Below are 12440 nucleotides of genomic sequence, written 5' to 3'. Positions count from 1 at the left end.
ACCGATTCCGCGGTGGGCGGGCGGCCCGTCGTGGTCATACGGTGGTGGAGTACGCACTCCCATCGGGAAGTGAGCGACATGGACAAATCCAGCGACAAGGATCAGCGAGCACGGCAGGCCGCCGAGGCCGAGCGGCGCTCGAAGGAGAGCGGCGCCCACGAGGCGGACGAGACCAAGGACCGTGGTGACGAGCACCTCGTCGAGGACGAGGACCGCTCCATGCAGTCCCTCAAGCGCGACGACCGGTAGCTCACCGCGACCGACCATCGCTCACGGTGAAACGTCCGGTCCTGACGGCGCCCGCCCGGCAGCACGGGCGGGCGCCGACGCGTCGCGCGCCCCGGGGATACGGCACCCACGCCGATCGGAGCCGGCCGGTGCCGGCCGATGTCACAACGGGACCGCCGCCCCTGTCGTACCTGGGCAAGGCCCGCACACCCGCGGGCGAGAAGCAGCGGAGGCATCCGATGACGCACACCCGTACCCCGTTCGAACCCTTCGTCCGGCAGAAGACGATCCTGCTGACCACGTACAAGAAGGACGGCACGCCCGTCGGCACGCCGGTGAACATCGTGGTCGACGGGGAGCGGGCCTTCTTCCGGACCTACGACGCCGCGTGGAAGGTCAAGCGGCTGCGGAACAACCCGCGGGTCGAGATCGCGCCGTCCACCGTTCGGGGCAAGCCCACCGGCCCGGCGGTCGAGGCGCGGGCCACCCTGATCACCGGGGAGGAGGCCGACCGCGCCGCGAAGTCCCTCGCGCACAAGTACCCCTTCCTGCACGGGGTCCTGGTGCCCTTCGTGCACCGCAGGAAGCACTACGCGACGCTGCACTACGCCCTGACGGCGCCGGGCGAGTAGGTCAGCTGGGTCCGCCGGTTCCGCGCCCGCCGCCCGATGGGTGTCGGCCCTCCCGTCGGGCGGCGCGCTCCTGCGGCCGTTCACGATCAAGGCGGAAGCGGGCAGGCCCGGCCGAGCCCTCGTCCTCGGCCGCGGCCCGGACCGCGTCGGCTCAGCGCAGCGTGTCCATCAGGATCGTGACATACGCGTCCAGCCGTTCCTCCACCACTCGCGTCGTCAGCTCCGTCCGCCCCGCCTCCCGCCACGGCCGCGAGAACTGCCGCACCTCTTCCGACGCCGCCAACCCGTCCCGGACCAGCCAGTACAACCGCTCGCTCGCAGCCGCGGCCAGCACACCGCCCGCCTCCTCGTACGCCGCGGCGAACCGCAGCCCCCATGCCGGACCGTGCAGCAGCGCGAGATTGGTGCAGCAGTGCGCGACATCGAGGTCCGCCGGACCCCAGCAAGCCCCGGCCCAGTCGACGACACCGGCGATCCGGACGCCTGCCGGACTTGACGCCGGCGCGTCGAACAGCACGTTGCCGGGCTGGAAGTCCCGGTGCAGGAACCGCCCTTCCCAGCGCGGAACCGGCCCGCGGATCACGTCGATCGCCGCAGCCCACACCGCCGCGTCACCTCCCTCCGGAACCACGACGGTGTCGGCGGTCGTCAACGCCACATACCCCCGTACCCGCTCGACCGGGCGTACCGCATGGATCGCCACGAGGTGACGGGCGAGCAGAGAAGCGCGCCGCTCCACTCCCTCGTCCTCAAGGACCGTCCGGCCCGGCAGGCACGTCATGAGGAGCGACGGAAACTCGCAGTGCGCGGCAGTCGCGTCGACCGCGATCAGCCCGGGCGCCGGCACACCGGTCCCCACGAGCAGGGTCAACGCGACGGACTCACGGTCCAGCCAGTCCTCCGCGTCCTCCACGTCCACGAAGGTCCGCAGCACCAGGTCACGGGTACGCCCGTCCCGCGCGCCGACGGTCAGCTTCCGCATCTCGGCCGTGATACCGCCGTGCAACACCTCACTCCCGACGATCCGCTCGCCGGCCTCCAAGTGCCGGCTGACCCAGGCCAGCGTCAACGGTCGCACCGGTTGTTCCGCGGAACGGGCGCGCTCTCGCTCAACTCCCATGCCGCCTCCTGGAGCCGTCCGACCTGCCGTACCCCCCGGCGGACAGCAACCGGGTCAGTTCCCGATCCGCGGACGTGGAGTGCTGCTCAAGCCCCACTGCCAGACGCAGCCGCCGCAGCGTGGTGTGTTCCCGGTCGGCCACCGGTACCGCGACCACGGGGACCCGGCACTTGCGCAGCAGCCTGCGGACCATGCGGCGCGCCAGTACTCCCCGCCACGACGGCGGGTGAGCGACCATGACGAGGTCGGCCCGCACCTCCCGGGCGACGCGGGCCAGGCCGGCGGCAGGATCGCCGTGCAGCTGGCGCAGCCGTAACTCCGACAGGGGTCCGGCCAGTTCCCGCACCTGCGCGGCGACCCGTGCGTGGGCCGCCTCGTGGGCGCCCGGTTCCTGATACGGAATGAATCCGGGCGTGCCCACCAGCACGAACTCCCGTCTGAAGTGCACCGGCAGCACCATCCCCTCGTATCGGCAGGCCATCGCCGCCGCCATCCGCAGCACCGGCCGGCAGCGCGGGTCGTCCGACACCATCACCACGATCAGCGGTTGCTCCTGCACGGCCCGCTCCCTTCGTTTCGGCTTGCGCCTGCTGCGTGGTCGTCGAAGACGGCGACCGTGCGCCCAACGCTCACAAGCACGTTGCCCGCACGGTCGCCGAGGTACGCCGGTCACCGACCCCAGTCCTTCTCGTCGAAGGTCTTCACGTCCAGACATCGAGGGCTGCTCCAGCGCCGCCGGGGTCAGGGCTGCGCCGCCTCAGCGAGTTGACGCGCGTGGGACCGGGTCTCGTCGTTCATCGGGAAGAAGCACTCGATGCGCAACTCCTGCAGCGTCACGTCCTGCGGTGTCCCGAGCGTCGTCACCGTGGAGAAGAAGTCGAACCGCCGGGCGCCGCGCACGTACCGGATCGGCACGATCGGCAGCACCGGCGTGGCCGCGTCGAGCGACCGCAGCGAGGCCGGCACCCCGGGGTAGTCCAGCACCTCGTCGAGAATCCGCTGGGCACGCTCGTCGGTGATGCCCCCGATCGCCTCCCGGCGGGCGCGCCGGACCAGCGCCTCGGCAACCTCCGGCCAGTTCGTCACGTGCCGGCGGACGCCGTCCGGGTGGAACATCCGGCGCAGCACGTTCGCCGGCCCGGGACCTGTCTTCGCCTGCCCGTCCTGGAGGAAAGCGAAGAAGCGGCGAGCGGCGGCGTTCGTGTGCCGGATGTCCCAGCTCCGGTCCATCACCAGAGCCGGAAAGGGCTCCTGCTGCGTCAGGATGGTGTCGAGCGCGTCCCGGACGGCGGCGAGCGACGGCGCGTCCAGTTCGGACTCCGGGTACTCGGGCGCGAACCCGGCCTTGAGCAGCAGGGTGTTGCGTTCGCGCAGGGGTACGTCGAGCACCTCGGCGAGCTTCAGGACCATGGCCCGGCTGGGGTTCGCACGGCCGGTCTCGAGGAAACACAGATGGCGGACCGACACCGCGGCCTCGGCGGCCAGCGCCAGCTGGCTCAACCGCCGTGCGCTCCTCCAGTGTTTCAGCAGGTGACCGACGTCAGACACCGCTCGAGTATCCCGCAGTCCACGCGTGCGGCCGCACCGCCACCTCCAGCGGTGGCCGGGCCACGTTCGCGGTGTAGTTCGTCATCGCGGAGATCGCCACCCCGGTGATCACTTCGAACAGCTGCTCCTCGGTGAAGCCGGCCGCCGTGAACGCCGCCACGTCCGCCTCGTCGAGCCGGCCCCGCTTGTCGATGAACGCGCGGGTGAGCGCCGACAGCGCCGCCATCCGCGGGTCGGCGGGCAGATCGCCGCGGCGCAGGGCCTCGACCACGGCCGGTTCGACCCCGTCCGCGAGCGCCTCCAGCGTGTGGAACGCGACTGCCCATTCGCTGCCGTTGGCGACCGCGTTGGACAGCAGCAGGACCTGCCGTTCGTCCGGGCCGAACGTTCCGTCACCCCGGAAGTGCCCGAATGCGGAGAAGAAGGTGTTCAACAACGCCGGCGAGTTCGCCATGAGCCCGGCCGCGGCCGGAACGAACCCGAATGCCCCCTGCAAGGCCGTCAGCGGCTCCTTCACGGCTTCGGACGCGGTGTCGGCGGTATGGATCTGGTAGCTGGTCATGACTCGGAGTCTGCGACAGCCACGATGTCGAACCAATTCCCTCGGAGGTAAACGCGCGCGAGACCGCCGGCACGTGGTCACCGCAGCGGTTCGACGAGGCCGGCAGCTGATCCCGCGTTCCGCTCCGCGTCGAACGGGGGGCTCACCCAGCGCCTCGACGACCTTTCGCCGCATCTCACGCCCTTCGTTGACGTCGTCCGGGTCCAGGACACCCTCGCGCCGGCGGGCGCGCCTGCTACGCCGGCCGTGGACGCGACAGGATGCGGACCTGTCAGAGGGCGGCTCGTGGTTCACAGGGCGCGGGCCAGGAAGACGTCGGTGACCTGGAGTACGTCGATTCCGCCGCCGTGGGCGGCGAGCACGCGTCCGGCCTCGGCGAGTGCCTGCCGGCGATGGTCCTCGGGCAGGATGCGATAGGCAGACAGCGAGGCGAGGTGGCCGAGGTAGCGGTCGGTGTCGTACCGCAGGTCCTGCCGGAACCGGACCGATCGCAGGTCGGTGAAGCGGCCGTCCCGGCGGCATTCGGTATCCGGCCAGTCCTGGTCCCAGTTCCCGGGCTCGTCGCCGGAGAGGTCGGCGGCCAGGAAGCGGTGTGGTGAACCGGTGATGCCGTGACGGTCGCCGATACCGGCGAGTTCGGCGCGCAGTCCGGGGTCGTGTATCCCGTGAGGGTTTCTGATCAGCGCCACGGAACCGCCGGGGGCGAGCGCGGCGTGGACCAGGTCCCAGCGCCGGTCACGGTCCAGGAAGTTCCAGGCGGAGGCGGCGAACAGCAACCCGTAGTGCCGCCCGCCCGGTCGCCACCGCTCGAAGTCGCCGACCTCGACCCGGACGTTCGGATGGCCGGCGGTGTTGCGGCGCAGGACCTCGGCCATGCGGGCGTCGGGCTCGACGCACACCAGCGGAATCCCCAGCGCGGCGAACGGCACGGTGGCCTTCCCGGTACCCGCGCCGACCTCCACGGCCGGACGGTCCCCGAGAGCCGCGTACGCCAGGACCTCCGTGACCATCGCGGGCGAGTAGCCGGGGCGGGCGGCATCGTAGAGCTCGGCCACCTCGCCGAAGACCTTGCTGCGCGCGGCGTTGACGTGTCCCTCTGAGCCCATGAGCGTCCCTCGGCTTCGTGATCGGCAGGCGGGCACCCTACCGACCGGAACGCTTCACCATCCACCGCTTTGGGAGCCGCCCCTTCCTCGATGACCACAGGGACGGAGCAGCAGGCGGTCGCCTGCCCCGCGACGCGCACGGCTCCCGTCCCACCGCGTCGGTTCGTCGGGCCCGACGCCGGTCGGCTCGGCCCCACCGCAGGTCCCGCTTCCGCGCCGACGCGACACGCGAGGTGACCTCCGCCGAAGCCGTCGGCGGACCGTCCGGCGAGCGGTCGCGACACGCCTGGGGAGGTGCGCGGGGTGGGAGCGACGGGAGTGAAGACTCCTCCTGGGTCATTGACAGGCCCTCAGGGTCCGCGCTCTACTCATGCCTCGTGCAGATTGGCAACGTTGTCAGTCCGTGAGCCGTACGACGCCGCTGTCGATCGAGGACGCCACCCGTCCCTGGCACACCCATGTGTGACGCACGAATCGCGGAGGCAACCGATGGTCAGACAACGGCGCCCCGACCGGGCCCGTTTCAGCAGCAGATTCCGTCAACGCCTCGCCGTGGTGTCCCTGTTGGGCATCGCAGCGCTCCCGATCCAGTCCCTCACCGGCGCCGACGCGGCGTCGGGGCCGCAACTCGTCGCGGACCCGGCCGCGTTGATCAATCCGCTGATCGGCACCTCGGGCGCCGTCAACACCTTCCCCGGGCCCGACATGCCGTTCGGCATGATGCAGTGGGGGCCGGACACCACCCCTGCCCGGACGCAGGGCGGCGGCTACGAGTACAAGGACAGCAAGATCTCGGGCTACAGCCTGACGCACATCTCCGGGCCCGGCTGCGACGTCGCCGGCGACGTGCCGATCCTGCCGGTCACCGGCGCGCTGTCGGGGAACCTCTCGAACCTCTCCTCGCAGTTCAGCCACGACGACGAGCAGACCGGCGTGGGCTACTACGGCGTCACCGACTCCGCCGGGGTCAAGACCGAGCTGACCGACACCACGCGCGCGGGCCTGGGCCGGTTCACCTTCCCGGCCGGCACGCAGTCGAACCTGCTGCTCAAGCTGAGCAGCGGCGCCTCGCAGGTGGACGGCACCCGGGTGCAGGTGGTCAGCGACCGCGAGGTGAGCGGGTCGGTGGACAGCGGGCACTTCTGCGGCGCGGCCAACCGCTACACCCTGCACTTCGACATCAAGTTCGACCAGCCCTTCACCGCGAGCGGAACCTGGGTCGGCAGCACCATCAACCCCGACGCCACCAAGCTCAGCGAGGGCCGGCCGCAGCAGAAGCTCGCCACGCACTCCAACACCCCGCTGCACGAGCAGCACTTCACGGTGCCGGGCAGCGCATCGCCGAAGATCCACCCCAGCGGCAGCGCCTCGCCCTCCGCGAGCCCGGACAACTCCACCGCGAGCCCGAAGAGTTCGTCCGCGGCCACGTCCGCGACGGCGGGCCCGCCGGTGACCGGCGCCAACGGCATGTACCTCACGTTCGACACGGCGAAGAAGGCCGCCGTGACGGCGGCCGTCGGCATCTCGTACACCAGCGACGGCAACGCGAAGTCGAACCTGTCGACCGAGGTCAAGGGCTGGAACTTCGACGCCATGCGCAAGGCCAACCACACCGCGTGGAACGACGTGCTGGACAAGGTGCGGATCGGCGGTGGCAGCCACGACCAGCAGGTGCAGTTCTACACCGCGCTCTACCACGCGCTGCTGCACCCGAACGTGTTCTCGGACGACAACGGCCAGTACATGGGCATGGACGACCAGGTCCACAAACTGACCAAGGGTCAGAAGGCCCAGTACGCCAACTACTCGGGCTGGGACACCTACCGCTCCCAGACGCAGCTGATCTCGATGGTCGCGCCGAAGCAGACCGGTGACATCGTCACCTCGATGCTCAACGGCTACGACCAGACCGGCCTGCTGCCCAAGTGGGCGTCGAACAACGGCGAGAGCTACGTCATGGTCGGCGACCCGGCCACCTCGATCATCTCCGACGCCTACGCGTTCGGGGTGCGCAACTTCGACACCGCGCACGCCCTGTCGGCGATGGAGCACGAGGCGACCGCGCCGAACCAGGACCGCCCGGGCGAGGCGGTGCGCGACGCGAAGGGCTACCTGCCGCTGGACGGCACGTACTCCTGCTGCAACTTCTACGGCCCGGTCTCGACCCAACTGGAGTACGACAGCGCGGACTACGCGCTGGCGTCCTTCGCGAAGTCGCTGGGCAAGACCGCGGACTACAAGAAGTTCGCGACCCGCGCGCAGGACTGGATGAACGTCTTCAACCCGCAGACCGGCTACATGCAGGCGAAGAACTCCGACGGGCAGTTCGCCGGCGGCTTCACGCCGGGCACCTCGAACGGCTTCGTGGAGGGCACTTCGGCGCAGTACACCCCGATGGTGCCGTTCGACCTCCAGCAGTTGATCACCGCCCGCGGTGGTACGGCGGCCTACGGGTCCTACCTGGACAGCCTGTTGAGCGACATCGCCGATCCGTCGGGCACCAACGCCGACCTGAGCAACGAGCCGAGCCTGGAGATCCCCTGGGAGTACAACTACCTGGGACAGCCGTGGAAGACCCAGGCGGCGGTGCGCGAGGCGCAGCAGGACCTGTACTTCAACGCGCCGGTCGGGTCGTTCGGCAACGACGACCTGGGCGCGATGAGTTCGTGGTACGTGTGGTCGTCGCTGGGGATGTACCCGGAGACGCCGGGCACCGACACGCTGGTGCTGGGCAGTCCGGTCTTCCCGGTCGCGAAGGTCACCCTCGGCAACGGCAAGCAGGTCGCGATCAACGCCCCGCAGGCCGCGACGAACGCGCCGTACGTCCAGTCGCTGGACGTCAAGGGCAAGGCGTGGAACGACTCCTGGCTGACCTTCGGACAGTTCGAGAAGGCGGGCACGCTCGACTACAGCCTCAACACGGTGCCGAACACGTCGTGGGCTTCGTCGGCCGACGCGGTTCCGCCGTCCGACGCCACCGGCGGCGGGCGGGTGCTGGCGGCGACCGGCCCGAGCAGCGACGGGTTGATCATCGCTCCCGGGGGCTCCGGGGAGGCCACCTTGCGGCTGACCAACCTCGGCAGCAAGGCGGTCACCGCCGACTGGGCGGCCACCGCGCCGTCGGGAGTGACGCTCGGCACCTCCTCGGGCTCGCTGACGGTGCCGCCGTCGGGCAGCGCCGAGGCGAAGGTGCAGGTGACCGCGGGTGACACCGAAGGCGCGTACGCGGTGGCCTTCGCGGTGACCGACCACAGCGGCGGCGCGGCGCTGGCGAGCGCGACCCTGGGGGTGGCGGTCGCCAAGCCCGGCGAGCTGTGGCCGTACGAGACGAACGAGGGCGTCTACCCGGACGCCACGCACTTCTCCGGCGGGTTCGACGACGGCGGCTGGGCGTACTCGCAGAACGCGCTGGCCGCCGCCGGGGCGACCGGTGGCGCGAAGGTCAGCGCCGACGGCCTCGACTACACCTGGCCCGCGATCGCCTCGGGACATCCGGACAACCTGGAGGTGGCGGGCCAGACGCTGCCGCAGCCGGCGGGCACGTCGGGCGCGTACCTCGGTCTGCTGGGGTCGGCGACCAACGCCCCGACCGACGGCAGCGGCGTCCCCGGCGCGCTGACCGTCACCTACACCGACGGCACGACCGCCAAGGCGACGGTGACGTTCTCCGACTGGACGCTCAACGGCGCCGGCAGCAAGCCGGTGCCGGGCAACACGACCGCGATCACCACCGACTACCGCAACACCGGCAGCGGCGGCAAGGACAACGTCAAGGCGTACGTCTTCTCGGTGAAGGTGCCCCTGGACGCGACGAAGACGGTGGCGTCGGTGACGCTCCCCGTGACCGGCGCGTCGGGAACCGTCCACCTCTTCGCGATCAGCTTCGGCGGATGAGCGAATGACGAGGTGATCGGCCACCCCGCCGCCTGAAGCGGCGGTGAACGACCCGGGCGCGTCCCCCACTTCGGCGGGGGCCGCGCCCGGCCCCGTCCGCCCCCGGGCGCGGGGCGCGGGGCAAGGCGGGCGGAGTGCGGGGCGCCGGGCTTGCGGGGGTGTCACCAGGGGCTACGGTGGATGGGCAGGTGCCCGCGCCGGGCACTGGGGGCGGCCGCGGCGGCGCCCGGCAACCAGGCGCCACAAGGAGCACGGGCGATGGGAGTGCGGGCCGGATGGTGGAGGGCACCCGGAGTGCCCGGGACGCTCGCCGCGCTGGCGCTGGTGTCGGGCTCGCTGCTCGACGTGTTCGGGCCGGAACCGTATGTGGGGCTGCCGCTGCTGGCCGCGGCTCCGCTGGTCGCCTCGGCCACGCTGTCGTTCCGCACGAGTGTGGTGTTCGCGGTGCTCGCGGCCGCCGCGTCGATCGGGCTGGACTTCGACCAGGACCGGGCGTGGCTGTCGAGCCTGGTCGACCTGGCGGTGGTCGGCGTGGTGGGAGTGCTGGCGCTGGTGGTCAACGTGCTGATGGGCCGGCAGGTGAGCGACCTCGCCCGGGCCACGGCCGTCGCGGAGGCGGCGCAGCGCGCGGTGCTCCCGCAGCCTCCGGCCCGGGCCGGACCGCTGGCGGTCGCGTCGACGTACACCGCGGCGCAGGCGGAGGCGCGGATCGGCGGTGACCTGTTCGCCGTGCAGGAGACGCCGTTCGGCGTGCGGATGATGATCGGGGACGTGCGCGGCAAGGGGATGCAGGCGGTCGGGGCGGTGTCCGTGGCGATCGGCGCGTTCCGGCAGGAGGCGGAGCACGCGCCGGACCTGCCGGATCTGGCCCGCCGGATGGACGAGGCGCTGGCGCGCAACGCCGCCCGGGAGAGCTTCAACCACCCGACCGAGGAGTTCACGACGGCGCTGCTCGCCGAGGTGACCCCCGACGGCCGGACGCTCTCCGTGGTCAACCGCGGCCACCCGCCGCCGTACCTGGTCAGCGACGGGTCGTTCGAGCCGCTGCTGCCCGCCGCGCCCGCGTTTCCGCTGGGCATGGGGCTGTCGCCGGTGTCCGGCGACGGCACCGCCCACCCCGCCGACTCCTGGCCGCTGCCACCCGGCGGGACGGTGCTGTTCGTGACCGACGGCGTCACCGAGGCACGCAACCGCAAGGGCGTCTTCTACGATCCGTGCCGTTCGGCGCTGGTCGGCCACCACTTCGACGAGCCGCGGGACCTGGTCGACGCGCTCACCGAGGACGTCGACCGGTGGACGGGGCACACCCGCCAGGACGACATGGCGGTCCTCGCCGTGACCCGGGTCGCGGAGACCCCCTCCCGGTCCTGACGGTCCCGGCGCCACGGTCCCGGCGCTGACGGTCCCGCTCCCGTCGGTCACGGTCCAGGGTGGCAGCGGCCGGCCGGCGGAAAAGCCGTTGCGGAGGCACGTGTGCCACGTCCACGATCCCTGGATGATCGAGAACGTACGGGGCGGCTCCCCCGGCGAAGGCAGCGACCGGCCCGAGGGCGAGCGAACCGGCGACGACGCGCCCGGCGACGACGGCCGGGCCGGGATCGACGCGGCGCTGGTGCGGCGGCTGATCGCCGAGCAGTTCCCGCGGTGGTCCGGGTTGCCGGTGACCCCGGTGGCCGTCGACGGATGGGACAACCGGACGTACCGCCTCGGCGACAGGATGACGGTGCGGCTGCCGACCGCCGAGGGCTACGTCCCCGCGGTGGACAAGGAGAACCGGTGGCTGCCGGTCCTCGGGCCGCAGTTGCCGGTTCCGGTACCACCCCTGCTCGCGAGGGGCGAGCCGGGCTGCGGCTACCCGTACCCGTGGTCGGTGCGCGGCTGGCTGGAGGGCCGGACCGCGCGGCCGGAACGGATCGGCGACCTGACCGGGTTCGCCGTGGAACTGGGCGGGTTCCTCCGTGCCCTGCAGCAGATCGACGCCACCGGGGGCCCGGCGGCCGGCGCGCACAGCTTCCACCGCGGCGCGCCGCCTGCCTACTACGACGACGAGACGCGCCGGGCGCTGTCCGCGCTGCGCGGCCGGGTCGACACCGAGCGGGCCGGACGGCTGTGGGACGAGGCGCTGAGCAGCCGGTGGCAGGGGCCGCCGGTGTGGTTCCACGGCGACGTCGCCCACGGCAACCTGCTGGTCAGGGACGGCCGGCTGGCCGCGGTCATCGACTTCGGCACCTGCGGGGTCGGCGATCCGGCGTGTGATCTCGTCATCGCGTGGACGATGTTCCGCGGCCGCAGCAGGGCGGCGTTCCGCGCGGCGGTCGGCCAGGACCGCGACACCTGGGCCAGGGCCCGCGGCTGGCTGGTCTGGAAGTCCCTGATCAGCATCGCGGAGCACCACGACAGCAACCCCGCGCTGGCAGCCGAGCACCGCCGCTCGCTCGACGAGGTGCTCGCCGACCGGGAGGAGCGGTAGGCGGGGAGCCGTAGGCCGTGTGACGGCCCGGGTGCGCCATGCCCGGGTACGCCGCGCACGGCCGCGCCATGCCCGGGTGTGCTGCGCCCCGCCGCGCCCGGGTCCGCCATACCCAGGTGCCGGCTGCCCGGTGTCTCGGGCCCCGCCGTCCGGCGCCCGGCCCGCACCCGGTGTCAGGGTCGCCCGGCCGAGGCGTCGATCTGGGCGCGGTACCCCGCGCGCAGCGCGGCCACGGAGGAGGGCGGCGTGATGACGGTGGCCGCGCCGAGCGACGGCACGCGGCGCCGGCGTCCGTAGCCGTCGGGGCTCCACTCCACCAGCGCGTCGCCGTGCAGCAGCGCCGGGGTGCCGTCGTCGAGGAGGGCGAACACGCCGTCGGGCAGGCCGGACCACGGCAGTGCGTGCAGGCGGCGGCGGTGGGTGCCGCGGTGCAGCCGCTCGGCGTGCAACCGGCTGTTGATCGCGCGCGCGGACGGCACGGGCACGGACAGCGCGCGGCTCCAGGCGTCGCGGTACGCCGTGTAGTCCGCGCGGCGGCACTCCGCGCAGGGGCGGTGGCCGGCGGCGAGCGCGACCGCTTCGTCGTGGAAGTACAGGTACGTGTAGTGGTGCGGCCGCCACTGCGGGTTCCACCGCCCCCGGAAGTCAAGGGCGCAGGTCAGCCAGGCGTCGCTCGCGTGGAAGCGGACCACCCGGTGGCCGTCATGCAGGATTCCCCGGTTCCCCGTCCAGGCTCCGCGCAGCGGGAAGGCCGCGATGTCACCCAGCGGTGTGACCCGGTTCCTCTCCGCCATCGCGTACGCTCCCGCCTCCGGTCCGCCGACCCCGGTGCCGTCCCCGCTCCTGCCTCCGCTCCCCAGGCAACCACACGGCACCGACA

11 protein-coding genes are annotated in these 12440 nt (G+C 72.2%); 5 read left to right on the top strand and 6 right to left on the bottom strand.

Annotated features, from left to right (window positions below; genetic code table 11):
• Window positions 1-78 precede the first annotated feature (78 nt).
• Together OG896_RS39495 and OG896_RS39490 are read left to right on the top strand one after the other, a co-directional pair.
• The gene (locus OG896_RS39495) at window positions 79-249 is read left to right on the top strand and encodes a hypothetical protein (RefSeq protein ID WP_329373301.1); all 171 of its coding nucleotides are present in this window, start codon (window positions 79-81) and stop codon (window positions 247-249) included.
• A gap of 218 nt (window positions 250-467) precedes the next feature.
• Window positions 468-860, top strand: coding sequence for a PPOX class F420-dependent oxidoreductase (locus OG896_RS39490; RefSeq protein ID WP_329373299.1), 393 nt, complete (start codon window positions 468-470; stop codon window positions 858-860).
• Window positions 861-1011: 151 nt separating this feature from the next.
• Here OG896_RS39490 and OG896_RS39485 read toward each other — a convergent pair whose 3' ends face one another.
• From OG896_RS39485 to OG896_RS39465, 5 genes are all read right to left on the bottom strand, one after another.
• Entirely contained in the window at window positions 1012-1980 is a 969-nt protein-coding gene (locus OG896_RS39485) for a phosphotransferase family protein (protein ID WP_329373297.1), read from the bottom strand.
• Window positions 1970-2539, bottom strand: coding sequence for a universal stress protein (locus tag OG896_RS39480; protein ID WP_329373295.1), 570 nt, complete (start codon window positions 2537-2539; stop codon window positions 1970-1972). The genes OG896_RS39485 and OG896_RS39480 overlap by 11 nt, the downstream gene beginning before the upstream one ends.
• Window positions 2540-2721: 182 nt before the next feature.
• Window positions 2722-3528: a helix-turn-helix domain-containing protein gene (locus OG896_RS39475; RefSeq protein WP_329373293.1), complete on the bottom strand. Its 807-nt coding sequence runs from the start codon at window positions 3526-3528 to the stop codon at window positions 2722-2724.
• The gene (locus OG896_RS39470) at window positions 3521-4090 is read right to left on the bottom strand and encodes a carboxymuconolactone decarboxylase family protein (protein WP_329373291.1); all 570 of its coding nucleotides are present in this window, start codon (window positions 4088-4090) and stop codon (window positions 3521-3523) included. The genes OG896_RS39475 and OG896_RS39470 overlap by 8 nt, the downstream gene beginning before the upstream one ends.
• 290 nt (window positions 4091-4380) lie before the next feature.
• On the bottom strand, window positions 4381-5196 hold the full coding sequence (locus OG896_RS39465; RefSeq protein ID WP_329373289.1) for a class I SAM-dependent methyltransferase: 816 nt from the start codon (window positions 5194-5196) through the stop codon (window positions 4381-4383).
• A 489-nt stretch (window positions 5197-5685) separates the two neighbouring features.
• Here OG896_RS39465 and OG896_RS39460 point away from each other — a divergent pair, with 489 nt between their 5' ends.
• From OG896_RS39460 to OG896_RS39450, 3 genes are all read left to right on the top strand, one after another.
• Window positions 5686-9090 (top strand): lectin, encoded by a 3405-nt coding sequence (locus OG896_RS39460; protein ID WP_329373287.1) that lies wholly within the window; start codon window positions 5686-5688, stop codon window positions 9088-9090.
• Between the two features lie 258 nt (window positions 9091-9348).
• The gene (locus OG896_RS39455; RefSeq protein ID WP_329373285.1) at window positions 9349-10461 is read left to right on the top strand and encodes a PP2C family protein-serine/threonine phosphatase; all 1113 of its coding nucleotides are present in this window, start codon (window positions 9349-9351) and stop codon (window positions 10459-10461) included.
• Between the two features lie 124 nt (window positions 10462-10585).
• Window positions 10586-11560, top strand: coding sequence for an aminoglycoside phosphotransferase family protein (locus tag OG896_RS39450; RefSeq protein ID WP_329373282.1), 975 nt, complete (start codon window positions 10586-10588; stop codon window positions 11558-11560).
• A 173-nt stretch (window positions 11561-11733) separates the two neighbouring features.
• Here OG896_RS39450 and OG896_RS39445 read toward each other — a convergent pair whose 3' ends face one another.
• On the bottom strand, window positions 11734-12354 hold the full coding sequence (locus OG896_RS39445) for a hypothetical protein (RefSeq protein WP_329373280.1): 621 nt from the start codon (window positions 12352-12354) through the stop codon (window positions 11734-11736).
• Between the last annotated feature and the right edge of the window lie 86 nt (window positions 12355-12440).

Source organism: Streptomyces sp. NBC_00669 (assembly GCF_036226785.1).
GTDB lineage: Bacteria > Actinomycetota > Actinomycetes > Streptomycetales > Streptomycetaceae > Actinacidiphila.
The sequence above is the reverse complement of the archived record's forward strand: the minus strand, read 5'-3'. Positions and strand labels throughout refer to the sequence as shown.

Excerpts from the sequence above, each read along its gene's own strand:
- OG896_RS39495 (WP_329373301.1), top strand. The coding sequence starts at position 79 with ATGGACAAATCCAGCGACAAGGATCAGCGAGCACGGCAGGCCGCCGAG.
- OG896_RS39490 (WP_329373299.1), top strand. The coding sequence starts at position 468 with ATGACGCACACCCGTACCCCGTTCGAACCCTTCGTCCGGCAGAAGACG.
- OG896_RS39485 (WP_329373297.1), bottom strand. The coding sequence starts at position 1,980 with ATGGGAGTTGAGCGAGAGCGCGCCCGTTCCGCGGAACAACCGGTGCGA.
- OG896_RS39470 (WP_329373291.1), bottom strand. The coding sequence starts at position 4,090 with ATGACCAGCTACCAGATCCATACCGCCGACACCGCGTCCGAAGCCGTG.
- OG896_RS39465 (WP_329373289.1), bottom strand. The coding sequence starts at position 5,196 with ATGGGCTCAGAGGGACACGTCAACGCCGCGCGCAGCAAGGTCTTCGGC.
- OG896_RS39460 (WP_329373287.1), top strand. The coding sequence starts at position 5,686 with ATGGTCAGACAACGGCGCCCCGACCGGGCCCGTTTCAGCAGCAGATTC.
- OG896_RS39455 (WP_329373285.1), top strand. The coding sequence starts at position 9,349 with ATGGGAGTGCGGGCCGGATGGTGGAGGGCACCCGGAGTGCCCGGGACG.
- OG896_RS39450 (WP_329373282.1), top strand. The coding sequence starts at position 10,586 with ATGATCGAGAACGTACGGGGCGGCTCCCCCGGCGAAGGCAGCGACCGG.
- OG896_RS39445 (WP_329373280.1), bottom strand. The coding sequence starts at position 12,354 with ATGGCGGAGAGGAACCGGGTCACACCGCTGGGTGACATCGCGGCCTTC.